General features: G+C 64.7%; 20 protein-coding genes and 2 pseudogenes. 17 read left to right on the plus strand and 5 right to left on the minus strand.

The genetic code is table 11. From position 1 onward, the window contains the following. Position 1 precedes the first annotated feature (1 nt). Genes MMSP_RS06340 through MMSP_RS06355 form a run of 4 tightly spaced genes read left to right on the plus strand, consistent with a single transcriptional unit; the run spans position 2 to position 3,960 of the window. A complete protein-coding gene (locus tag MMSP_RS06340; RefSeq protein ID WP_020785928.1) occupies positions 2–1,303 on the plus strand; it encodes an LLM class flavin-dependent oxidoreductase in 1,302 nt (433 codons plus the stop codon). A 34-nt stretch (positions 1,304–1,337) separates the two neighbouring features. Then, positions 1,338–2,153 (plus strand): coniferyl-alcohol dehydrogenase, encoded by an 816-nt coding sequence (locus MMSP_RS06345; protein WP_020785929.1) that lies wholly within the window; start codon positions 1,338–1,340, stop codon positions 2,151–2,153. Next, positions 2,153–3,142 carry a cyclase family protein gene (locus tag MMSP_RS06350; RefSeq protein ID WP_020726620.1) on the plus strand — a complete coding sequence of 330 codons (990 nt, stop codon included), beginning with the start codon at positions 2,153–2,155 and terminating at the stop codon, positions 3,140–3,142. The genes MMSP_RS06345 and MMSP_RS06350 overlap by 1 nt, the downstream gene beginning before the upstream one ends. Beyond that, a complete protein-coding gene (locus MMSP_RS06355; RefSeq protein ID WP_020785931.1) occupies positions 3,142–3,960 on the plus strand; it encodes an alpha/beta fold hydrolase in 819 nt (272 codons plus the stop codon). Before MMSP_RS06350 ends, MMSP_RS06355 begins: the two co-directional genes overlap by 1 nt. Positions 3,961–3,990: 30 nt before the next feature. Here the strand turns inward: MMSP_RS06355 and MMSP_RS29745 are convergent. Beyond that, positions 3,991–5,649: pseudogene (locus tag MMSP_RS29745) on the minus strand (multicopper oxidase family protein). Between the two features lie 129 nt (positions 5,650–5,778). On the opposite strand from MMSP_RS29745, the gene MMSP_RS06365 reads away from it, so the two are divergent. The 3 genes from MMSP_RS06365 to MMSP_RS06375 all read left to right on the plus strand — a co-directional run bounded on the left by MMSP_RS06365 (position 5,779) and on the right by MMSP_RS06375 (position 8,786). Beyond that, the gene (locus MMSP_RS06365; RefSeq protein WP_223161693.1) at positions 5,779–6,186 is read left to right on the plus strand and encodes a hypothetical protein; all 408 of its coding nucleotides are present in this window, start codon (positions 5,779–5,781) and stop codon (positions 6,184–6,186) included. A gap of 201 nt (positions 6,187–6,387) precedes the next feature. After that, entirely contained in the window at positions 6,388–7,509 is a 1,122-nt protein-coding gene (locus MMSP_RS06370) for a PLP-dependent cysteine synthase family protein (protein ID WP_086085237.1), read from the plus strand. Then, entirely contained in the window at positions 7,509–8,786 is a 1,278-nt protein-coding gene (locus tag MMSP_RS06375) for an MFS transporter (RefSeq protein WP_020785935.1), read from the plus strand. Before MMSP_RS06370 ends, MMSP_RS06375 begins: the two co-directional genes overlap by 1 nt. Before the next feature lie 52 nt (positions 8,787–8,838). On the opposite strand, the gene MMSP_RS06380 is transcribed toward MMSP_RS06375, so the two are convergent. Beyond that, complete coding sequence (locus MMSP_RS06380) at positions 8,839–9,591, minus strand: SDR family oxidoreductase (protein WP_020785936.1); 753 nt, start codon at positions 9,589–9,591, stop codon at positions 8,839–8,841. Positions 9,592–9,786: 195 nt separating this feature from the next. On the opposite strand from MMSP_RS06380, the gene MMSP_RS06385 reads away from it, so the two are divergent. From MMSP_RS06385 to MMSP_RS06430, 10 genes and pseudogenes are all read left to right on the plus strand, one after another. Then, complete coding sequence (locus MMSP_RS06385; RefSeq protein ID WP_020785937.1) at positions 9,787–10,590, plus strand: SDR family NAD(P)-dependent oxidoreductase; 804 nt, start codon at positions 9,787–9,789, stop codon at positions 10,588–10,590. 89 nt (positions 10,591–10,679) lie between these two features. Beyond that, on the plus strand, positions 10,680–11,345 hold the full coding sequence (locus MMSP_RS06390; protein ID WP_020785938.1) for a TetR/AcrR family transcriptional regulator: 666 nt from the start codon (positions 10,680–10,682) through the stop codon (positions 11,343–11,345). 12 nt (positions 11,346–11,357) lie between these two features. Then, entirely contained in the window at positions 11,358–11,552 is a 195-nt protein-coding gene (locus MMSP_RS06395; RefSeq protein WP_011738685.1) for a ferredoxin, read from the plus strand. Positions 11,553–11,614: 62 nt separating this feature from the next. Then, positions 11,615–12,799 carry a cytochrome P450 gene (locus MMSP_RS06400; RefSeq protein WP_223161692.1) on the plus strand — a complete coding sequence of 395 codons (1,185 nt, stop codon included), beginning with the start codon at positions 11,615–11,617 and terminating at the stop codon, positions 12,797–12,799. 148 nt (positions 12,800–12,947) lie between these two features. Beyond that, positions 12,948–14,006: pseudogene (locus tag MMSP_RS06405) on the plus strand (amidohydrolase family protein); the annotation flags it as partial. Positions 14,007–14,018: 12 nt separating this feature from the next. Next, entirely contained in the window at positions 14,019–15,254 is a 1,236-nt protein-coding gene (locus MMSP_RS06410; RefSeq protein WP_036427125.1) for a Xaa-Pro peptidase family protein, read from the plus strand. Further along, positions 15,244–16,362, plus strand: coding sequence for a Xaa-Pro peptidase family protein (locus tag MMSP_RS06415; protein WP_020785941.1), 1,119 nt, complete (start codon positions 15,244–15,246; stop codon positions 16,360–16,362). The genes MMSP_RS06410 and MMSP_RS06415 overlap by 11 nt, the downstream gene beginning before the upstream one ends. A gap of 2 nt (positions 16,363–16,364) precedes the next feature. After that, positions 16,365–17,357, plus strand: a complete 993-nt coding sequence (locus MMSP_RS06420) for an enoyl-CoA hydratase/isomerase family protein (RefSeq protein ID WP_036426259.1) — start codon at positions 16,365–16,367, stop codon at positions 17,355–17,357. Then, positions 17,357–19,795: a CoA transferase gene (locus MMSP_RS06425; RefSeq protein ID WP_020785943.1), complete on the plus strand. Its 2,439-nt coding sequence runs from the start codon at positions 17,357–17,359 to the stop codon at positions 19,793–19,795. The genes MMSP_RS06420 and MMSP_RS06425 overlap by 1 nt, the downstream gene beginning before the upstream one ends. Before the next feature lie 8 nt (positions 19,796–19,803). Then, positions 19,804–20,610, plus strand: a complete 807-nt coding sequence (locus MMSP_RS06430) for an SDR family NAD(P)-dependent oxidoreductase (protein WP_020785944.1) — start codon at positions 19,804–19,806, stop codon at positions 20,608–20,610. Here MMSP_RS06430 and MMSP_RS06435 read toward each other — a convergent pair. Genes MMSP_RS06435 through MMSP_RS06445 form a run of 3 tightly spaced genes read right to left on the minus strand, consistent with a single transcriptional unit; the run spans position 20,607 to position 23,533 of the window. Further along, positions 20,607–21,437, minus strand: coding sequence for an SDR family NAD(P)-dependent oxidoreductase (locus MMSP_RS06435; RefSeq protein ID WP_020785945.1), 831 nt, complete (start codon positions 21,435–21,437; stop codon positions 20,607–20,609). The two genes, MMSP_RS06430 and MMSP_RS06435, sit on opposite strands and share 4 nt — an antisense overlap. Before the next feature lie 11 nt (positions 21,438–21,448). Beyond that, positions 21,449–22,300, minus strand: coding sequence for a mycofactocin-coupled SDR family oxidoreductase (locus tag MMSP_RS06440; RefSeq protein WP_020726606.1), 852 nt, complete (start codon positions 22,298–22,300; stop codon positions 21,449–21,451). A gap of 30 nt (positions 22,301–22,330) precedes the next feature. Beyond that, a complete protein-coding gene (locus MMSP_RS06445; protein WP_020785946.1) occupies positions 22,331–23,533 on the minus strand; it encodes a cytochrome P450 in 1,203 nt (400 codons plus the stop codon). Between the last annotated feature and the right edge of the window lie 32 nt (positions 23,534–23,565).

The raw sequence follows: 23,565 nt of genomic DNA on the forward strand, positions 1-23,565 counted from the left end.
AATGAAAATCTCACTGTTCTACGAATTCGCTCTACCGCGTCCTTGGGCGCCCAACGACGAGCGGATCATGTTGCAGGACTGCCTCGATGAGGTCGAAGCCGCGGACAAGGCCGGATTCTCCACCGTCTGGCTCACCGAACATCACTTCCTCGAGGAATACTGTCATTCCACCGCGCCGGAGATCTTCTTGGCCGCGGCCAGCCAGCGAACCAAGAACATCCGGCTGGGATTTGGGATCATGCACCTGCCGCCCGCGGTCAATCACCCGGCCCGGGTGGCCGAACGCATCGCGACCCTGGATCTGCTGTCCAACGGACGAGTCGAGTTCGGCACCGGAGAGTCGTCCTCGATTGGGGAACTCGGCGGATTCAACATCGATCCGGCCGACAAGCGTGGGCAATGGGAAGAGGCCCTCGAGGTGGCGATCCGGTGCATGATCGAGGAGCCGTTCGCCGGATTCACCGGCGACCACATCCAGATGCCGGCTCGCAATGTGATCCCCAAGCCGATGCAAAAGCCGCACCCACCAGTGTGGGTCGCGTGCACACGCCCGGCCACCGTGCAGATGGCCGCCCAAAAGTGCATCGGTGCAATGAGTTTCGCTTACACCGGACCGGGTCCGCTCACCGAACGAGTCAACGGGTACTACAAGGAGTTCGAAGAGAACGGCACGCCGGTGACCCCCGCGATCAACCCCAACATCCTGGCCATCGGCGGTGACCTGTCGATGATGGTGGCCAAGACCGATGAGCAGGCACTGCAACGGCTGGGGCAGGGCGGCGGATTCTTCTCCTTCGGGATCATGCACTACTACATGACCGGGATTCACACGCCCGGGCGTACCGGAGTGTGGACCCGGTATCTCGAAGAGATCGAGAAGGACCCGACATTGGCTTACGGCCCGGGACGCGGCGCCATTGGCTGTCCGGCCACCGTGCGCGAATTCCTGCGTGGCTATGAGGAAAGCGGCGTAGACGAAATCATCCTGCTGCTCAACCCGCGCAGTCATGAGGGAACCATGGAATCCATCGAGTTGATGGGCAAGGAGGTGCTGCCCGAGTTCATCGAGCGCGACGCGAAGACGGTGGCGGACAAGGCCGTGAGACTGGCTCCTGCCATCGAGAAGGTGCAGGCGCGGCGCCAGGAATCGAATGCGCCACAGTTCGACGAGGCCTACTCGTTCGGCGGGTTGCCCACCGGTCGCGGTGGCAAGTTCACTGCCAGCGAGATTCCCGAGGCCATGGCGGAGATCAACGAAGGCCGGGTGCAAGCGGCGCAGCGCCTGAAGGAACAACGCAAGTAGCCGACCAGCACGGTACGCGGATCGGGAAAGGCCGGTGGCCCAGATCGAGCAGCTATGGCGCTATGACGGCCGTCGTGCCGTGGTCACCGGATGCGCATCGGGCATCGGCGAGCGGGCCGTGCATCAGCTGACCGGACTCGGGGCGCAAGTCGTCGGACTCGACCAGCGCCAACCCGGATATGAGATCAGCGAGTTTCACCAGATCGATCTCGCCGACCCCGGGTCCATCGATCGAGCCGTCGAGGCCATCGGCGGGCCCGTCGATGCGTTGTTCAACATCGCCGGTGTTTCGTCCGGAATTGGTGACCCGCTGCTGGTCCTCACGATCAACTTCCTGGGGTTACGCCATCTCACCGAGGCACTGCTGCCGATGATGGGCCCGGGTTCGGCGATTGTGAGCGTGTCGTCACTGGCAGCCGCCGGCTACCGCGAACACCATCGCGCCGTGGCGCCGTTGTTGAACACCACGACGATGGTCGAGGGTATCGACTGGTGCAAACGCCACCTGGAGGTGCTGGGCGCCGGCTATCAACTCTCCAAAGAAGCGGTGATCCTCTACACGATGCGAAGTGCGGTCGGTCTCGGTGCGCGGGGCATCCGCATCAACTGCACCGGGCCGGGGGTGACCGAGACGCCGATCCTGGATCAGCTCACAACCGCCTACGGAGCCGAGTTTCTCGACGATATCGCCAAGCCACTGGGCCGGGTCGCAACTCCGGGTGAACAGGCTTCGGTTTTGGTGTTCCTGAATGGTCATGCAGCCAGCTATATTTCGGGTCAGGTCGTATGGGTTGACGGTGGAAACGTGGCGGCATCGATCGCTGGAGAACTCGGGGAAGGACGGGCCTGATGGCAGATATGACTGAGTTCCGACGTGTGGCACGGGAGCTCAGCAACTGGGGGAGGTGGGGCGACGCTGACGAGTTGGGCACGCTGAACTTCATCACCGCCGAGAAGGTCCAGCGGGCGGCGAGCTTGGTCCGGCACGGAAAGGTGTTTGCGCTCGGCGTCGACTTCGGGTCATCGGGGCCTCAGGGTGCTTTCGGCTTCCGGCACAATCCAATACATCTGATGACGATCGACGGCGGCGACGCCAGTTCGTTGGCACAGTACGGGCCGGGGTGGGAGCAGAACCCGACCGCGAGGGAGATGGGCAAGTATCTGGTCGACAACCCATTCCGCTTCAACGATGACATGATCATCATGCCGCTACAGGCGGCCACCCAGTGGGATGCGCTGTCCCACGTGTACTACGACGACCAGCTCTACAACGGCTTCCCCGCCGACTCGGTGACCAGCCTGGGCGCCTATCACTGCGGTATCGACAAGGTCGATGTCAAAGGCATCACCTCGCGCGGAGTGTTGCTCGACCTGGTGCGTCATCGCGGAGCCGAGGTCTTTTTGGAGCACGGAAACCCGATCACTCCCGAAGAACTCGACGACGTGGCGCGCTCTCAGGGCGTCACCATCGAGTCCGGCGACATCGTGCTCATCCGGACTGGTTGGTGGACGAGATTTCTCATGACCGCAAACAAGACCGAGCCTTACTCGGGTTTGGATTGGCGATGCGCGCAGTGGCTGCACGATCACGAGGTTGCCGCGGTCGCTTCCGACAATCTGCAAGTCGAAGATCCGGTATCCGGCGTCGATGGTCTGTTTCTGCCGTTGCATCTGTTGTGCCTGCGTGACATGGGACTGATGCTCGGCGAGTACTGGGACCTGACCGCGCTGGCCGCCGATTGCGCCGCCGACGGGGTTTATGAATTCCAGCTCGTTGCGCCGCCGCTGCGATTTGTCGGCGCGGTAGGCTCGCCGGTCAACCCGATCGCAATAAAGTAGTGCGGATTCATCGTCGCGCGGTCGCGGTCGACGGCTTGCCTACCAGCTATCTGGAGGCCGGTGACGGGGACCCGGTGGTCTTGCTGCACGGCGGCGAGTTCGGGGCCAACGCCGAAATTGCCTGGGAACACAACATCGGCGTGCTCGGCGGCCGGTTTCGGGTGCTGGCGCCCGACCTCCTGGGCTTCGGGCAGTCGGCCAAGGTGGTTGATTTCGTCGACGGCCGCGGAATGCGCATTCGCCATGTGGCGAGGTTCTGCGATGTGCTCGGCGTTGACTCCGCGCACTTCGTGGGCAATTCGATGGGGGCCATCATGCTGCTGACCGACACGACCTCGGACGCGCCGATGCTGCCTGTGCGGACCATGGCGCTCATCTGCGGCGGCGGGCAGATCCAGCAGAACAGCCACTTTGACGCACTACAGAGCTACGACGCGACCCTGCCGGCAATGCGGCGCATCGTGGCAGCGCTATTTCACGACGCCCGCTATCCGGCCGACATGGACTATGTGCAGCGCCGATACGATTCGAGTATCGCGCCGGGGGCGTGGGAAGCCTTGGCAGCAGCCCGCTTTCGTCGCCCCGGCGCACCCCCCTCGGCTACGCCGTCCAGCAGTCGCCGGTATGACCGCATCACGGTACCCACGATGCTGGTGGAGGGGCGCAACGACAAGCTGCTTCCCAGCGGCTGGGGCGAGCAGATCGCCGGGCAGATCCGGAACGGACACTCGCAGGTTGTCGACCGTGCCGGGCACTGTCCAGAGATCGAACAGGCCGGTACCGTCAACGAGCTGATGTTGGATTTTCTCAGTCGTTGAACCCGCCGGGTGCCGCGTCGGGGCCTGCTTTTAGAAGATGTAGTCCAGCAGCGTCATCATGCCGGCCTCACGGTGGTAGCTGTTGTGGCAGTGCAGAACCCAATATCCGGGGTTGTCCGCAACCAGCACCGCCCGCAGTTGTTGCCCCGGCAGCACGATAACGGTGTCCTTGCGTGCCCCGGGCGTGCCGTCGGGTTTGATCATCTGAAATGTGTGGCCGTGCAGGTGGATCGGGTGGTACATCATCGTGGGGTTGTCGAACATCAGGGTTGGCCGTTCGCCGAGGCGCACGGTCAGTGGATGCGTCTTGCTGTAAGGCTCCCCGTTGATGGTCCAGTCGTATTTCGCCATCGTGCCGCCCAGCGTGATCGGCAGGCTCATCTGGGGGTCGGGCCGGCCCAGGTTGACAGCCGTTGTGGCGGTGAACATTTCCACCGTTCCCACCCGCTTGTTGAGTTCGGCGGGCCGAAACTGTGGGTCCGGTGCGGTGCCGGAGCCGGTGGACAGCAGGGCACGCGCCAGCGCGTTCTTTCCCTCCGCGGAGGCAACCAGCGGAAAGACGCCGTCGGCGGCGGTGACGATCACGTCATAGCGTTCGGCCATTCCAATCAGCAGCGCGTCGACCTGGGCCGGAATCACCGGGTAGCCGTCGGTGTGGGTGACGGTCATCGTATGCCCGGCCAATGCGACACGGAACGCGGTGTCGGAGGCGACGTTGATGATGCGGATCCGGATTCGCTGGCCAGGCTTGGCCTTAAACGACGTGGGTGCCGCGGGAATTCGCCCGTTGACCAGGTAGTACGGGTAGGCGATGTCCCCGGCATCTCCGCCGAGCAGGTCGCTCGACCCGACTTCGCCGCTTTCTTCATCCGGCTTGCCCGTCGCCGATGTGGTTGTGGTGGGAGATGTCTTACTGGTTCCGGTGGTTGTCGTTGTCGTGCTGGTTTTGGTGGTCGGAGTTGTCGTGGTGGTCGTCGTACTGGTGGACGTGCTTGGAGCGGTCGATGACCCCGGGAGTTCTCGCATGCGGGGCTTGTTCGGATCCACCAAGGCGTCGAAAAGCTGTTGCGGGCTCTTGCCGACACCGTCGGTCCAGTCGTCGAGGACAATAATCCATTCGGAGTCGTAGCGGTTGGGTTCGGTCGGATCGTCGACGATGAACGGCAGGTACAGGCCGTGGTCGTCCTCGAGGCCGACATGCGGGTGTGCTCAGTAGGTGCCCGCATTCGGGACCGAGAACCGATAGGTGAAGTCCTGGTCTGCGCCGATGTTGGGGTTCGCGGGCTCGGCGCCATCCATGTCGTTGCGTAGCGCGATGCCGTGCCAGTGCACGGAGGTGGCGCGGTCGAGCCGGTTGGACACCGCGACCACCACCTCGTCGCCGACGCTGGCCCGGATCAGCGGTCCCGGAACCGTGTTGCCGAAGGCCAACGTTTGCACCACCGGCCCGCCCAGATCGATCTGTGCCTGTTGCGGGGTGAGGCTGGCGGTAACCGTTCGCCCGGTGTGCGGACGGGCTCGCTCGGCGGCCGCGATCGCATCGGCCATGGCCGTTTCGCCGGTCTGCGTGGTCTGCGAGTGGTCGCAACCGGCCAACGCCAGCCCGCCGGCGATGCCGGCGCCGATGAAGCCGCGCCTACTGAGCTGTGCGCTCCCGAATGGGTGGCCGCCCGTTGGCAGTACCGGCATTAACCGCTCCTCGTCTCGATCGATTCGGCAGTGCGCATATACCCTGTTTACCCTGCTAGGACATCAGGCATCCCGCAACCCGGAGCCCACCCTTTACGCTATACCGGTAGGGGGTATATAGTGAGCCGCATGAAAGGCCGCCGCGTGGTGTGGACGCGATCCGCGATCGTCGCGCTGGCCTTGGCGTGGGCCGCCGCGGTGGTCGCGGCGCAGTGCTGGTTGCCGCAGGTGCACTTGCAGCCGGCGCATTCCGATCACCCCTTGGCAACATCGGTGGGTAGTGAGTTTGTGCTCAGCGCCGACCACGCGCACCTCGTGGACAATTCGACCCCTCCATGCCCGGAACAATTCGCGACGGCGGTGTTGCCCCGGACGGCCACGATGTCGTTCGAATCCGCTCCGGTGGCCGCCGCGGCGGGGATTCCGGGCATTCTCACCTATCTCGTGGTGCCGGCCGGGCGTGGCCCGCCATCGGTGCCAGTCTATGTTCGCGCGGGTCAAGATCTGCTGACCCGGTACTGCCGCGCTCGTCGCTGACTGGTCAGCGCCAGGTCATGGGGACAAACCCGGACCGGGGACCGCTGACCCACATCAAATTGCCGCAGCGCCATCGCGGCCAAATGCAGAAGCGACGAGACAATGAACCCCAATTTGCCCTTGGTAAACGCAGCAAATTCCGCTGGCGACAATCTGAACGTTTCACCCACAGCGCTTCCCGGCCGCTCACACCCGACCTCGATGCGGCCGCGGCCGACTCGGGAGCGGTACCGTGTTGTTCCCGAGGGATACCACCCCATTCCCGGTCGTAACCGGCACCCGGGCGCCATGGTCGGCAACACCCCGGTGCTGTGGGTGTCGGGGGACGCGAGTCCAGTCGGCAGCGCCGATCGTGGATTCTGGGCCAAGCTGGAAGGCTTCAACCCCGGCGGCATGAAAGACCGCCCAGCCATGCACATGGTGGAACGGGCCCGCGCCCGCGGTGATCTGGCCCCCGGAGCGGCCATCGTCGAGTCAACGAGCGGCACGCTGGGGTTGGGCCTGGCGCTGGCCGGTTCCGTCTACGGCCATCCGGTCACGCTGCTCATCGATCCGGGACAGGAACTGATCGTCACGCGCATGATGACCGCCTATGGCGCCCGCGTCGACATGGTGACCGAACCGCACCCGGTCGGGGGCTGGCAACAAGCTCGCAAGGACCGAGTTGCGCAGTTGTTGGCCGCTGACCCCAGTGCCTGGAATCCCAACCAATCCAGCAACCCCGACAACGTCGCCGCCTACCGGCCGCTGGCGCTCGAGATGGCGGCTCAACTCGGCCGAGTCGACGTGCTGGTGTGCTCGGTGGGAACTGGCGGCCATTCATCGGGTGTTGCGCGGGTGCTCCGAGAGTTCAATCCCGCCATGCGGCTGATCGGTGTGGACACCATCGGCTCCACAATCTTTGGTCAGCCCGCGTCGAGCAGGCTGATGCGCGGGCTGGGGTCGAGCGTCTTTCCACGCAACGTCGATTACAGCGCCTTCAATGAAGTGCACTGGGTTGCCCCCGCCGAAGCCGTCTGGGCGTGCCGGTCCATGGCGGCTACCCACTACGCCAGCGGCGGATGGAGCGTCGGAGCGGTCGCTGTGGTCGCCGGATGGGCCGCGCGCACCTTGCCGTCGGACATCACTATCGCCGCGGTGTTTCCCGACGGTGCCCAGCGCTACTTCGACACGGTCTACAGCGACGACTACTGCAACGAGCACGGGCTGCTTGGTCAGCGACCCGCGACCGAGCCGGAGGTGATCGCCTCTCCCTCGGCCGCGGTGGTGCAACGTTGGACGCGTAGCGCGACGGTGATCGACCCGACCCAGGTAGCGGCGTGATGGGCTTCCTGGCGCAGTTCCGCAGCTTCAACCGGCCCAGCCGGGTGCTGATGATCAACCAGTTCGGCATCAACGTCGGCTTCTATATGTTGATGCCATACCTGGCCGACTACCTGGCGGGACCGCTCGGTCTGGCCGCATGGGCGGTGGGTTTGGTGATGGGCGTGCGCAACTTCTCCCAACAGGGCATGTTCTTTGTGGGTGGGACGCTGGCCGACCGGTTCGGCTACAAACCGCTGATCGTTGCCGGTTGTTTGATCCGTACCGGTGGGTTTGCGCTACTGGTGGTCGCACGGTCGCTGCCTAGTGTGCTGATTGCCGCGGCGGCAACGGGTTTCGCCGGAGCGCTGTTCAACCCCGCGGTGCGTGCCTATGTGGCCGCGGACTCCGGTGATCGCAAGCTCGAAGCGTTTGCGACGTTCAACATCTTCTATCAGGCCGGGATCCTGCTGGGCCCGCTGGTGGGGCTGGCCTTGCTGACGCTAGATTTCCGGATGACGGTGCTGGGGGCCTCGGCCGTCTTTGCGGTCTTGACGGCCGCTCAGCTGATGGCGTTGCCCCAGTACCTGGCCGACCCTGACACCAGGAACGAGTCGATTCTGCAGGGCTGGAAAGCGATTGTGCGCAACCGCTCGTTCCTGGGCTTCGCGGCCGCCATGACGGGTGCCTACGTGCTGTCGTTCCAGGTCTACCTCGCCCTGCCGATACAGGCATCGTTACTGGCGCCTGGCCACCAATCTGTTTTGGTTGCGGCCATGTTCGCGGTATCCGGGCTGATCGCGATCGCCGGCCAGCTACGCATCACCCGCTGGTTCGCGGCGCACTGGAGGGTAAGTCGCAGCCTGGTGGTCGGGGCTGCGATCTTGGCCATGGCGTTCGTGCCGCTTGCGATGGTGCCTAACGCGCAACGTTTCGGCACCGGTGCCGCGGTCGCGGCGCTGTTGGTATCTGCGAGTTTGCTCGCTGTCGCTTCGGCGGCGTTGTTTCCCTTCGAAATGCGCACCGTGGTGGTGCTGGCCGAAGACAAACTCGTGGCGACGAACTATGGCTTCTACAGCACGATAGTCGGCGTCGGAATCCTGGTCGGCAACCTTGCGGTGGGCTCGCTGATGAGCGTGGCACACCGTTTTGGCGCCGATGAAATCGTCTGGGGTGGATTGATTCTGATCGGTCTCGCGACGGTGGCCGGCCTGTATCAGCTGGACCGGCAGGCGACGCGCGCCGAGCGACTGAGCCGGCGTCATCCACCGGCGCAGCTCTGCCAACAGGCGGCCTAGTCGCGCGCAGGAACCCCGAGTCGGCCCCGCCGCAGTGGCCTAGTGTGCAGGTCTAGCCAGCGGCCAGCCAGTCACTGAAGTGGGTGGGGTAGATGGTCACATCCTCGCCGTCGGTGGGGACGATGCTGTGCCCATCGAGCACCGCGCCGAAGTAGCGGGCGTTGGGATCGGTGCGTACCTGGCGGGAATCGCCATGTGCGGCAAGCCCCATGCGGACGAAGTCGTCCATGCCGAACTTGTTCGGGCCGGCGATGTTGGTGGTCCCGTTGAGCGGATCGCTGATCGCAGCTCGAGTGACGCCGGTTGCCACATCGCTGGCCGCGATCGGCTGGATGGCCGCGGTGTGTGACAGGCGCACGGTGTCACCATTGGTGGCCGAATCGGCAATTCCGAGCACGAATTCGAAGAACTGGGTGGCCCGCACAATGGAATACGGCAGATCCGATTCCTTGATCAGCTTCACCTGGGCGCACTTGGCCCGCAAGTAGCCGCTGTTGGGCACCCGGTCGGTGCCCACGATGGACAGCGCGACGTGGTGGCGCACGCCCGCTGTTTGCTCCGCCGCGAGCAGGTTCTTGGTCGATGTGGTGAAGAAATGCAGTACGTCGTCGTCGGCAAAGGAGGGGGAATTGGAGACGTCGACCACCGCGTCGGCTCCGGCAACGGCATCGGCCAGCCCCTCGCCGGTGAGCGCGTTGACGCCCGAGCGCGGCGACGCAGCGACGGCCTGGTGTGCTAGCCCGGTCAACTGGGCGACGACTTGCGATCCGATCAGCCCGCTGCGACCGATAACCAGAATCTTCATGGTCAAGCCCCTCCCGGTCCGCGTGATGGAACTGCTCAATCCAGCATCCTCCGTTTTCGGGCCGATGAAACAGGGAAAGTCCGTGGTTTTGGCGGGTCGCCGGGGGGCGTCAGGGTGATGACGGCTCCGGGTGACAGCAATGGGAACTAAATCAACTGCTTGACTTAACCTGGCTCGCGCGGATTAACTCGTTCTGTGGTCGACGAATTGGCCGGCAAAATAGCCATTGTCACCGGCGGGGCCTCCGGGATCGGGCGCGCCACGGTGGCGCGGTTTATCGCCGAGGGGGCGCGGGTTGTGATCGCCGACGTCGAAGAGGAGCGTGGGGGGTCCTTGGCGGCCGCGCTGGGCGCCGATGCCATGTTCTGTCGGACCGACGTCTCCCAACCCGAACAGGTCGCGGCGGTGGTGGCCGCCGCCGTCGACAACTTCGGCGGCTTGCACGTGATGGTGAACAATGCCGGTGTCTCCGGCGCCATGCACCGCAGATTCCTCGATGATGACCTGGCCGATTTCCACCGCGTGATGGCCGTCAACGTGCTGGGAGTGATGGCTGGCACCCGTGATGCCGCCCGGCACATGGCCGCCCACGGCGGAGGATCGATCGTCAATCTCACCTCCATCGGCGGGATTCAGGCAGGCGGGGGAGTGATGACGTATCGGGCGTCGAAGGCGGCGGTGATTCAATTCACCAAGTCGGCGGCGATCGAGCTGGCGCACTACGAGATTCGGGTCAATGCGATCGCGCCCGGCAACATCCCCACCCCGCTGTTGGCCTCGTCGGCGGCGGGACTGGATCAAGAGCAAGTCGAGCGGTTCACCGCGCAGATTCGCCAGACCATGCGTGAGGACCGGCCGCTGAAGCGGGAGGGCACGCCCGAGGACATCGCCGAAGCGGCGTTGTACTTCGCCGGTGAACGGTCGCGATATGTCACCGGGACCGTTCTTCCCGTGGATGGTGGGACGGTGGCGGGCAAGGTGATTCGCCGCAGCAGGTAGGGCGGCGGGACGATTCCCGGGTCGACCGGCGCCAGCAATTTAAATCAATCGCTTGACTTAATGCCTCGATGCGCGGTTGACTAGGCATCATGACCGCCGTTGGCAGGGCCGTTCGCGGTGAACGGGCCAGCTCCACACAAGAGGCGATCCTGGTCGCGGCCGAGCGGCTGTTCGCCGAGCACGGTGTGTTCGCGGTCTCCAACCGCCAGGTCAGCGAGGCGGCGGGGCAGGGCAACAACGCCGCGGTGGGGTATCACTTCGGCACCAAGACCGATCTGGTTCGCGCTATCGAGCAGAAGCATCGCGTACCGATCGAGCGGCTTCGCGAGCAAATGGTGGCAGCGGCCGCCGCCAAGGGGGCGGCCGCGACGATGTGGGATTGGGTGGCGTGTTTGGTCCGCCCGCTCACCGAACACCTTGCGGTCCTGGGTAATCCGACTTGGTACGCACGGTTTGCCGCGCAGGCGATGACCGATCCCGCCTACCACAACATCATCGTCAAAGATGCGCTGAGTTCGCCGTCGCTGGTTCAGGTCATCGACGGCATCAACAGCTGTCTACCGGATCTGCCGGTCGACGTGCGCTACGAACGCAACCTGATGGCGCGCAACCTCTTGATGCACACCTGTGCCGATCTCGAACGTGCGCTTGCCGCGGGCACCTCGGTGCCGCGACCCTCCTGGCGCGAGGCCGCGACCGGACTGATCGACGCGATAACTGGCCTATGGCTGGCGCCTGTGACAGCGCGCGAGTGAGAAGGGGCGCAGATGAAAGTGATTGTCGATGAAAACATCTGCGCATCGTCGGGCAACTGCGTGATGAATGCACCCGAGATATTCGACCAGCGGGACGAGGACGGTGTGGTCGTCCTGCTCAACGCGAATCCGCCCGCTGAGCTCGCCGAAGGTGCCCGCAGGGCGGCCGCGTCCTGCCCGGCGATGGCAATCAAGATCGAGGAGTGACCGTGTCCGACACGCTCGCAAGCCCCAGCCCCGAGACGGCGGCGGGAATCCCGGACTATCCGATGTCGCGGTCCGCGGGCTGTCCGTTCGCCCCGCCGCCAGGAGTCATGTCCCTGGCGGCAGCTAAGCCGCTAACCAGGGTGCGCATCTGGGACGGCAGCACACCGTGGCTCATCACGGGATATGAGCAAGTGCGCGAGCTGTTTTCCGACTCACGGGTAAGCGTTGATGATCGGCTGCCGGGCTTCCCGCACTGGAATGCGGGCATGTTGTCGACCGTTCACAAGCGTCCCCGGTCGGTGTTCACCGCCGACGGCGAGGAGCACACCCGATTTCGGCGGATGCTGTCGAAACCGTTCACCTTCAAGAGGGTGGAAGCACTGCGCCCCACCATCCAGCAGATCACCGACGAGCACATCGATGCGATGCTGGCCGGCCCGCAGCCAGCCGACCTTGTCGCCAAACTGGCCCTGCCGGTGCCGTCGTTGGTGATCAGCCAACTGCTGGGGGTGCCCTACGAGGACGCCGAGATGTTTCAGCACCACGCCAATGTCGGGCTGGCCCGGTACGCGACCGGTGCGGACACCGTCAAAGGCGCGATGAGCCTGCACAAGTATCTGGCTGAGCTGGTCGAAGCCAAAATGGCGAACCCGGCCGAAGACGCGGTCTCCGATCTGGCCGAGCGGGTCAAGGCCGGTGAGCTCAGCGTCAAGGAGGCCGCCCAGTTGGGCACCGGCTTGCTGATCGCCGGACACGAGACCACCGCAAACATGATCGGTCTTGGCGTGCTCGCGTTGCTGGTGAACCCCGACCAGGCTGGGATTCTGCGGGATGCCCACGACCCCAAGATCGTCGCGAATGCGGTCGAGGAACTGCTGCGCTACCTCAGCATCATTCAAAACGGCCAGCGCCGGGTCGCCCACGAAGACATTCACATTGGCGGAGAAACCATCCGCGCCGGCGAAGGCATCATCATCGATCTCGCTCCGGCGAACTGGGATGCGCACGCGTTCACCGAACCGGATCGGCTATATCTGCACCGCGCGGGCGCCGAGCGCAACGTCGCCTTCGGCTACGGCAGGCACCAGTGCGTCGGCCAACAGCTCGCCCGCGCCGAGTTGCAGATTGTCTACCGCACTCTCTTGCAGCGCATCCCCACGTTGACGCTGGCCACTGCGCTCGAAGACGTCCCGTTCAAAGACGACCGCCTGGCCTATGGGGTCTATGAACTACCCGTGACCTGGTGACCACTGTCTTAACCCGGATCCGAATGGAGGATCAATGATGTCGGCCCCAACCAGCTCCGTCTCGCTCTACCCGCCGGAAGGCTTTGGAGCACCCAAGAATCGCCGGGGACATGCCAGCGGCATCAATGTGGGGCTGCCCGAGGGCACGGTGGTGTTCTCGGCCGACAATCACATATCGCTGGCCGCCGACATCTTCTATGAGCGCTTCCCGGACGATCTGAAGGACAAGGCACCGCGTATCTAGTACGAAGACGGTGCTTTTCAGGTCGGGCGCAAGGGCCAGTCGTTCCTTCCGGGCGACTTCAGCGCGGTCCTCATGCAATACGACGACCTGCCCGGGGCCGCCAGCACCAACATCGAGGCGAGGATCCAGGAACTTCGTGAGGACGGGGTCGACAAGGAGCTCGCGTTTCCCAACGCGGTGCTCGCCCTCTTTCACTACCCGGACAAGATGCTTCGGGAACTCGCATTCCGCATCTACAACGAGTACATCGCCGAACTACAGGAGCGCTCCGCCGGTCACTTCTACAGTGCCGGGCTGATCAACTGGTGGGACCCCGACGGAACCCGCCGCACCCTAGAGGAGCTGAAATCGCTTGGACTCAAGACTTTTTTGATGCCGCTAAACCCGGGCAAGGACGACGACGGCAACCCTATCGACTACGCGAGCACGACCATGCGGCCAGTCTGGGACGAGATCGAGGCTTCCGGCATGCCGATCACCCACCACATCGGCGAGACCCCGCCCAAGAGCCCCTGTGAGTTCAACAGCGTCGTCGTCGGGATGATGATCAATATCGACGGATTCCGGGAGACGTTCTCCAAGTACATCTTCGGCGGCATCCTCGACCAGCATCCGGGTTTGCGGGTCGGCTGGTTCGAAGGCGGCATCGCCTGGGTGCCCTGGGCACTACAGGACGCTGAGCATTTGGTGGCGTCCTATCAGCACATGTTCAATCGGCCGCTCGAGCATGACGTTCGCTACTACTGGGACAAGCACATGAGCGCATCGTTCATGGTTGACCCGCTGGGACTGGAACTGATCGATCGCATCGGGGTCGGCAAGGTCATGTGGTCCTCGGACTATCCGCACAATGAGAGCACCTACGGCTATTCGGAGAAGTCGCTGGCCGCTGTCGTCGACGCGGTCGGGCCGCAGCATGCCGCCCGGATAGTCAGCGGCAACATCACCGAATTCCTAGGACTCTGCGGATTTCTGATGACGACGTTCGCGCGGCCGCCCTCGCCTGAGATGCAGATTCCGGAGCGGCCGGACCTGACCCGGATGCGGCGCGAGACGGGGGCCAGGCTCCGCCGCGCGACGGCCGATCGCGGCGTCGACGCGATGATCTTGTTGGGTAACAGCGCCGTCGTCTACGCCACCGGCGCCAGTTGGCCGCTGGGAGATGCCGGGCTGTCCTACGTTGAGCGCCCGGTGGCGGTGGTGCTGGCCGGCCACCCGTGGCCGCACCTGTTCCTGCCGTTTCGGGAGGGCGCATCCCAGGAGTCGGAGTTGCCCTCCGATCACCTGCACGGTCCGGTCTACCTCGAATTCGACGAAGGAGTAGAGAATTTCGCGCGCCTGCTGTCGGAGCTGATCCCACCGGCAGCCACCATCGCGGTCGACGAGTTGACCGGTGCCATGGCACGAGCCGCAAAGCTGCTGTTCCCCAGCGGTGCCCCCGTCGATGCGAGCGCCGTCGTGAGTGCCGCCAAGGTGATCAAGACCTCAGATGAACTCGCGTGCATCCGCAACGCCGTCCGAATCACCGATGAGGCGATGGTGCAAGTGCACGAGGCGCTGGCGCCCGGGATTCGGCAGATCGAGCTATCCGCGCGTTTTCTGCGCCGGGCCTTCGAACTGGGTGCCACCGCCAGCATGCTCGAACCGATCTGGCAGGTCATGCCGGCAAGCAGGGCCGAGGGTGTGTGGACCACCCACGGCGACTTGGCGCTGCCGCTGCTGAGCACCGAGCGAGAACTCGCCGCAGGCGACGTGCTGTGGACCGACGTGAGCATCACCTACCAGGGCTACTGCTCAGACTTCGGGCGGACCTGGATCGTGGGGCGTGACCCGCAGCCACGGCAGCAGCAACAGTTCGACAGGTGGCGCGAGATCATGAGCGCCGTGGTCGGCGTGGCCCGCGCCGGCGCGACGGCAGCCGAGTTGGCCAGGGCCGCAACGGCGGCCAACGGCGGTGCTCGGCCCTGGTTGCCGCACTTCTATCTGGGCCACGGAATCGGTGTAAACGCGGCCGAAATGCCGATGATCGGAACCGATCTCGGTGACGAGTTCGATGAGAACTTCGTGCTGGAGCCGGGCATGGTGCTGGTGCTCGAGCCAGTTGTGTGGGAAGACGGTACCGGAGGCTACCGCAGTGAAGAGGTGCTGGTGATCACCGAGGAAGGCTCGACGCGCTTGACCGACTACCCGTATGACCCTTATGTCGACTGAAGTACTGCCCGACAATCGGGCGCTGCGTTGCGGGCGCCGGCAACGTGCGCTCGAGCAGATGGCGGCCCACGATCTCGATGTCCTGGTTCTCGGTAGGCAGGCCAACGTCCGCTATGTCTCGGGCACTCCACAACTTTGGGTCGCTGGGACTAGGCCCTTCGGCCCCACCTGCGTCCTGGTCCGCGCGACAGGTGCCATTCATCTGCTCAGCACCTGGGATGAAGGCGTTCCCGATGACATCCCGCACGAGAACCTCTATGGCATCTCGTGGAACCCGATGAACACCATTTCGGTGCTCGAGCGCATCGACGGTGCCGCCACCGCCCGGCGGGTGGGGGCCGACGCGCTGTCAACGGTCTTCGCCCAGCTGCTGCCGCAGGCATTTCCCAACGCGGAGCTAGTCGACGGCGAGCTCGCGATGCGCGCCGCCCGGCGGATCAAGACGGACGAGGAGGTGGTCGCGCTGCGGGCAGCCATCGCGGTCGCCGAGTCCGGGCTGGCCGCGGCGGTAGCCGAGCTGCGAACCGGGGTCAGTGAACAGCTGCTGGCCGGCGTGCTGGTGGAAGCGGTGTTGGCCGGCGGCGTCAGCACTCCCTCCAATCAGGATGTGGCGTGGGTGACTTCGCGCGAGCACCCGTGGCAGCGGGCCAGCGGCGATCGTCGCGTCCGGTCCGGGGACTTGGTGGCCTTCTCCGCGGGGGTCCTGGCCGGCGGATACATCGGCGAGGTGGGCCGAACCTGGCCCGCAGACGGTGTTGCGGGCGCCGCGCCGCTGTACCAACGATGGGCGAAGCTGTGGGATGGGCTGCTTTTAGCGCGCCAGCCGGGTGCGGGGGCCGGCGAATTGCTGAATGCCTACCGGCAGGCCGGAGAACCGGCGCCGCCGATGCCGGTAGCGCGGGGCCTGGGAATGGGCTTTGACCCGCCCGTCATCTCCGCCCAGCTGCCCGCGACGGCGGCCAATGACCGATTGGAGCCGGGAATGGTTCTTGCCGTGACGGGTTACGTGTGGGAGGCGGGGGTGGGCGCAGTGTTTGGCCGCGAAGCGGTGTTGGTCAACGCCGATGGACCCGAGGTGTTGACCGCCAGCCCGATGTGGCAGGCCTAGCCATGCCAAAATCGGAGCCGCCGGTGGACAAGGTGATCCGGTATGACAAGGACCCCGAGACCCGAATCGCCGCCATCACCTTCGATCGCCCAGGCCATCTGAATGCGCCGACGATAGCCGCGCGACTGCGCTACGCCGATCTGCTGCACCGGGCCAGCATCGATGACGAGGTCAAGGTACTGGTGATTCGCGGCGAGGGAGAGGATCTGGGCTCGGGTGCGGATCTCGAAGAGTTCATGGAGGTGATGAACTCTCCGGATCAGGGCCCGCGGCTTGCCGAATTCCGGATCGGCCCTGAGGAGGTCAAGTATCCGCCGTTGGGCTCTTTTCGTCATGGCGCATCGGTCAGTCAGTGGTATGCCAATCCGAACGCCGGGATTCGTGGCCTGCAGGATTTCAAGAAGATCTCCATCCTGGAGGTCAAGGGTTACTGCTATGGCTGGCACTTCTATCAGGCGGCCGACGCTGATCTGGTGATCTCCAGCGATGATGCGCTCTTCGGGCATCCGTCATTTCGCTACTACGGCTGGGGTCCGCGGATGTGGTGGTGGGCGCAGACCATGGGCATCCGCAAGTTTCAGGAAATGGTGTTCACCGGAAGGGCTTTCACCGCCGCGGAGATGCAGGACTGCAACTTTCTCAACAGCGTGGTACCGCGCGAGGAACTCGAAGCCGAGGTGGCCAAGTATGCGTTGGCCTGTGCGCGCAACCGGCCTAACGACACGGTGTTCATGCAGAAGGTCTTCTTCGAAATCATGAAGCAGTTCCAGGGCGAGTACATGGGCAGCCTGCTTAGTGGCTTCTTCGAGTCGATGGGCAGCGGTGTGCGGGCCGACACCGATGACCTCATGCTCGATGACGCCATCGAGCAGGGTCTGGGCGATGCGGTCAAGGACAATGACAGCCGGTTCCCACCGGGGTGGCGCCTGAGCATGAAATCGCGGGCCAAAGACGGCACCGGCAAGCCTGCCAAGCAGAAGAAGAAAAAAGGTTAGTGGAGGCCACACCGCCGCCAGTTCAGCCGCCCCTGGCCGGTTACCGGGTGGTGGATCTGTCCACCGGTATCGCGGGCGCATATTGCACCAAACTGCTCGCCGACGGCGGTGCTGACGTTGTCAAAGTCGAGCCACCAGAGGGTGATCCGTTGCGCTGGTGCTCGGCTTCGGGCACCGCCATCCCCGAGGGCAACGACGGCGCCCTGTTCAACTTCCTGGCCGGTAGCCAGCACAGCGTCGTCGCGGCACCCGAATCCGATCGCGACCTGGCGTTGGTCGAGGCGCTACTGGCCGCCGCCGACGCGGTGGTGTGGTCGCCAGGTTCCAGAGTCGCTGAGCACCCGCGCCTTGGGCCGCAAGAGCTGCACCGGCGCCATCCGCAGCTCACGGTCACGTCGATAACCCCGTTCGGGCTGGAGGGGCCCTGGCACGACCGGCCCGCGACCGAGTTCACCCTGCAGGCGTGGTCAGGCGCAATCATCGGGCTCGGACGTGGCCTCGCCGATCGCGCGCCGGTCTTCGTCGGCGGGCGAGTCGGCGAAGACCTGGCCGGAGCATATGCCAGCGTGGCCACCTTGGCCTCCCGGCACCGCCGGATCAGCGACGGATGGGGAGAACTGATCGACCTATCCATGCTGGAAACCCAAATTCTCAGCCAGACTTACTATCCCGTCACCTATTTCGAAATGCTCGGCCGACCATGGCGTGACGCTCGGCGGTTGACCGTACCGGGGGTGGCTTGTGCCCAAGACGGGCTGGTCGATCTGGGATGTGGAACCGCGCAGCAGTGGTTCGACCTGTGCGCGATGGTCGGTCACCCGGAGTGGATCGACGAGCAATCGCCGTTGTCGATCACCGAACAAGCCAACCTCCATGCCGAGGAGATCTACGACTGGCTGCGCAGCCATCCGTCCGACGAGATCCGGGAACTCGCGACGGCGTTCCGGATTCCCAACGCGCCGGTGGCCAATGGGGCCAACATCGCCTCGCTCGACCATTTTCAGGCGCGAGGTTCCTTTGTCCGCAACCCCCGCGACGGGTTCCTGCAACCGGCCCATCCGTACCGGATCAGTTCGGTGCACCTGCGCCGCCCCGGTCCGGCGCCGCGGCTCGGGGAACATGGCGACCACTACCGGACGGCCGAACTGAAGCCCAGGCCGGTACCGACGCCGAAGGTTCTGACGCGGCTGCCGCTGAGTGGCATTCGCGTGCTCGACCTGACCACATTCTGGGCGGGCCCGTCGTGCACGCACCTGTTGGCCATGCTCGGCGCCGAGGTGATCCACGTCGAATCGACCCGCCGTCCCGACGGTACCCGGCTGATTGCCGGCGTACCCGTGACCGAAGACCAATGGTGGGAGAAGTCGCCCATTTTCGTGGCGCTGAACACCAACAAGAAGGGTGTGACGCTGGACCTGGGGGATTCGCGGGGTCGGGAAGTATTGCACCGGTTGATCGCAACCTGTGACGTGATAGCCGAGAACTTCACTCCGCGCGTCATGGACCAGCTGGGTCTGGATTTCACCACGGTGCAGTCGATTCGGTCTGATGCCATCCTGCTACGCATGCCTGGATTCGGCCTGGACGGACCGTGGCGCGACAATCCGGCGTTTGCTTATGTCATCGAGTCCGCGGCCGGAAGAAGCTGGATGACGGGCTATCCCGACCTCACACCGTATGAGCCGTATTCGGTTGGCGACCCCAATGCGGGTGTGCATGCGGCCAATGCGCTGCTGCTGGCGCTCGAGCACCGGCGGCGCACCGGTCGGGGTGTGCTGGTGGAAGCGGCGATGGTGGACGCCGCGCTGAACATCGCTGCGGAGCAGGTCATCGAATACAGCGCGTACGGGCGGCTGCTGGAGCGCGCGGGCAACCGCGGCCCCGCCGCTGTGCCGCAAAACCTCTACCGCAGCTCTGACATCGACGAGTTCGGCCGCCTGGACAGCTGGGTTGCCATTGCGGTCTCGACTGACCAGCACTGGCAGCAGCTGGGTGCTGCGCTCGGATCACCCTCTTGGGCGGCCGAACCACGCCTGGCCACAGCGGCCGGCCGGCGCACCCACGAAGACGTCATTGACGACCACTTGACGGCGTGGTGCGGGCAGCGGGGCAGCGACGAGATCGTGGCCACCCTATGGCAAGCCGGTGTACCGGTGGCCAAGGTGATGCAACCGCATCGGCAGTCGGAGTTGGCCCAGTTGGCTTCGCGCGGCTTCTTCGAGGTGGTGGACCATCCGGTGAACGGCCCGGTCAGGCTCAGCACTGTGCCGATGCGGCTGTCCGGTTGGCCAGGACGATTTCACACCGAACCAGCGCCCCTGTTGGGTCAGCACAATCGTGAGTTGCTGACCGAGCTGGGCCTGACCGCGGCGGAGATATCCGAGCTGGAATCTGACGGTGTTATCGGGGCGGCCCCGGCAATGTACTCGGCAACCTGAGCAGCACCATGGCAATTGATCCCGCGGATGTCCTGCTCAACGGCCGGGTGGCGGTGGTGACCGGCGCGGGATCGGGGATCGGTCGTGGCGTCGCCGCTGGCCTTGCGGCGTTCGGCGCCTCGGTGGCGATATGGGAGCGGGACCCGCAAACCTGCGCGCAGGCCGCAGCCGAGCTTGGCGGCCTGGGCATCGCCACCGACGTACGCAGCGGCGACCAGGTGGACGCCGCCCTGCAGCGAACCCAGGCCGAACTGGGCGAGGTAACCATCCTGGTCAACAACGTGGGCGGGGTGTTCTGGTCGCCGCTGCTGCAGACCAGTGAGAAGGGCTGGGATGCGCTCTACCGCAGCAACTTAGGTCATGTGCTGCTGTGTACCCAGCGGGTGGCCCGGCGGCTGGTTGCCGCGGGGCTACCGGGCAGCATCATGGCGATCACCTCGATCGAGGGAGTGCGGGCCGCGCCTGGTTACGCGGCGTACGCCGCCGCCAAGGCGGGCGTTGTCAACTACACCAAGACCACGGCACTGGAGCTGGCGCACCACGGCATTCGGGTGAATGCGATCGCACCCGATATCACGATGACCGAGGGGCTGGCGCAGCTGGGCGGCGCCGCGGCACTGGAGCGCATCGGAAGTCTGGTCCCGTTGGGGCGCCCCGGTGATGTCGATGAGATAGCAAGTGTCGCGGTGTTTCTCGCGTCTGACATGGCGCGCTACGTCACCGGCCAGACAATTCACGTCGACGGTGGCACCCACGCCGCGGCGGGCTGGTACCGCGATCCGCAGACTGGCGAATACCGGCTGGGTCCGGGCTAGTGCCGCCAGCCTTCGGCGGCCTGCTCGTCGAATGTGCGGTCAATACGGGCAAACCTGCGTTGAATCGAGGTGCGGGCGCCCTCGTGTGGCAGCACGTAGAGGCGGTTGGCCAGGATGGCGTCGGCCGTCAGGCGTGCCAGCTCGTCGACGCTGAGGCTATCGTCCTGGGCCGGCAGGGAGCCCATATCCCCGGTTACCTGCGGCGCGGATGACAGTCCGTAGTCCGCGCCGCGGATCCGCTCCGAGTTGGAGACCAGCCGGGTCTCGACGACCATCGGGCACAACACCGTTACCCCGACTACGCGGTCTTTCATTTCGCGGGAGAGGGTTTCGGCCAGGCCGACGACGCCGTATTTGGCTACGCCGTAGGCGCCGAGCCCGGCGTTGGGCACCAGTCCGGCAAAGGACGCGGTGAACGCGATGTGTCCACCGTGTTCCAGCAGCTTCGGCAGGAACGCCTCGACGGTATGAATTGAGCCCCACAGATCGATGTCGATCACCCACCGCCAGTCGTCGTGGGTCATGTCGGCGATCGGACCCGCCACGACAATGCCGGCATTGCTGAACACCACGCCGATTTGCCCCAGCAGGCGGGCGGATTCGGCCGCGAGATGGTTGACTTCGCTCAGATGGCGGACGTCACACATCACGCCGTGCGCATCGAAACCCTTCCCGCGCAGATGTTCGACGGACCGCTCCAGTCCCGGCTTGTCGATGTCGGCCAGCACCACCTTGGCCCCGCGCCGAGCGAACTCGGTAGCCGTGGCCAAGCCGATGCCGCTCGCCCCACCCGTTATGACCGCCCCGCGTCCCGCAAATCCGTCCATGTGACGGAACCCTATTTCAGGCAGCCACCTGCGTCGACGGGTAGGGTGACACCGGTTATGTAGCGGGACTCGTCGGAGGCCAGGAACAGCACGGCGTTGCTGATGTCTTCGGCCTCGACCCACGGAATCGGCAGGGTGTGGAAGAGCTGGCAGATCGGTGCCATGTCGTCGGGACCGGGATTCTCCAGGTCCGGGCGAAACATCTTGAAGGTGCCCTCGTTGTGCAGCATGGGGGTCCGGACATGCGTTGGGTGTACCGAATTGACTCGAATCATGTGTTGCCCCAACTCAACTGCAAAGGACCGCATCAGGCCCACGACGCCGTGTTTGGCCGCCACGTAATTGCCGCAGTGCGGGTACGCCTTCATTCCGCCGACCGAACTGGTCAAGACGATCGAGCCCCCGTTGCCCCCGGCAATCAGATGCGGCACTGCGGCTTTGACTGATTTCCAGACCCCGGACAGGTTGACGTCGATCATCTCCTGCCAGTCGTGTTCACTGGTCTTGTCCAGCGTGGCGCCACCGTTGCCGATGCCCGCGTTGGCCACGATGATGTCCAGCCGGCCCAGTTGGTCCACTCCGGCGTCCACCGCGGCTTTCAGCGCGTCGTAGTCACGCACATCGGCCTCGGCGGTGAAGATCCGGCGGTTGTGTCCCTTGACCAGATCGGCCGTCTCGGCCAGGTCCTCCGGGGTGGACGCCGGGATGGTGGTGTTCTCCACGATGGGTTTACACACGTCGACAGCGATGATGTCGGCACCCTCCTGCGCCAGACGTACCGCGTGGCTGCGGCCCTGGCCGCGAGCCGCTCCGGTGATGAACGCGACTTTTCCCGCGACCCGCCCGCCAAGCTGCTCAGTCATGGATACCTCACTTCCTCAGGTGGGGGTGGCTCAATCGAAGACGGCCGGCATGCTCTCCCAGCCTCGTACGGTGGAGGTCGGGGAGAGCTTGGCGTTACCAAGGTCGACATCCCATTCGGGGAAGCGCTTGAGGATCTCCTCGAGCGCGATCCGGCCTTCCAGCCGTGCCAGCGCCGAGCCCAGGCAGTACTGGGTTCCGACGCTGAAGGTCAAGTGTTGGTGTGGCTCGCGCCGGATATTGAAAACATCACCGTCCGGACGGAATTGGCGATGATCGCGGTTGGCCGCCCCGATCAGCATCATCATGATGCTGCCTTTGGGCACCGATTGGCCGTAGTACCGTAGATCGCGGGTCACGTACCGGGCCACGTGTGGTGCGGGTGCCTCGTAGCGCAGCAGTTCCTCAACCGCCTGCGGAATCAGCGACGGGTCCTCGACCAGTGCTCGGCGCTGATCTGGATGCTCAGCCAATACCTTGCCGGCCCAACCGATCAGCCGGGTGGTGGTCTCGTTGCCCGCTCCGGACACCACACTGACATAGGTGAGAAGTTCATCGCGTCTGAGTCGACGCACGGTCCCGGTCTCGTCCTCGAATTCGGCGTTGAGAAGTTCGGTCATGATGTCGCTGGAGGGATGCTCGGCGCGCCAATCGATGTAGTGGGCGAAGAAGTCGCCGCTGACCATGCCGTCGGCGGAGGCCTTCATCGGTTTTCCGGCCTCGGTGCGTAGCTGGGCAGTGGCGAAATCGCGGGCGGCTTCCTGGTCCTCCTCCGGGACGCCCAGCAGCATGCCGATGACGCGCATCGGCATCTGGGCGCCGAGATCGGCGACGAAGTCGAACCTGCCGCTGCCGATCAGGGGATCCAAACTGCGCGCGCAGAATTCGCGGATTTTGGGTTCTAGATCATTGATCTTGCGCGGGGTGAACATGCGCGACAACAACTTACGGTGAACGTCGTGGACCGGCGGATCCTCGAAGACGAGTACGCCCGCGGGGATGTCGATGTTGGCCTTGATGATCTCGAGGATTGCCCCCCTGGCCGAACTGAACGTTTGATAGTCGACGATGGCCCGGTCGACATCGGCGAACCTGCTCAGCGCGTAGAAGCCGTGCTGCGCGTTGTAGTACAGCGGCGCCTCTTCGCGGAGCCGGCGGAACATTGGGTAGGGGTCCGCGTTGAGCTCTACGTCGTACGGGTCGAAGTAGACGTCACTCGCTGCGGTCACTGTCACCCATGTCGCCTCCCGAAGGAACGTGCTTGCCC

Source organism: Mycobacterium sp. 012931 (genome assembly GCF_000419295.1).
GTDB lineage: Bacteria > Actinomycetota > Actinomycetes > Mycobacteriales > Mycobacteriaceae > Mycobacterium > Mycobacterium marinum.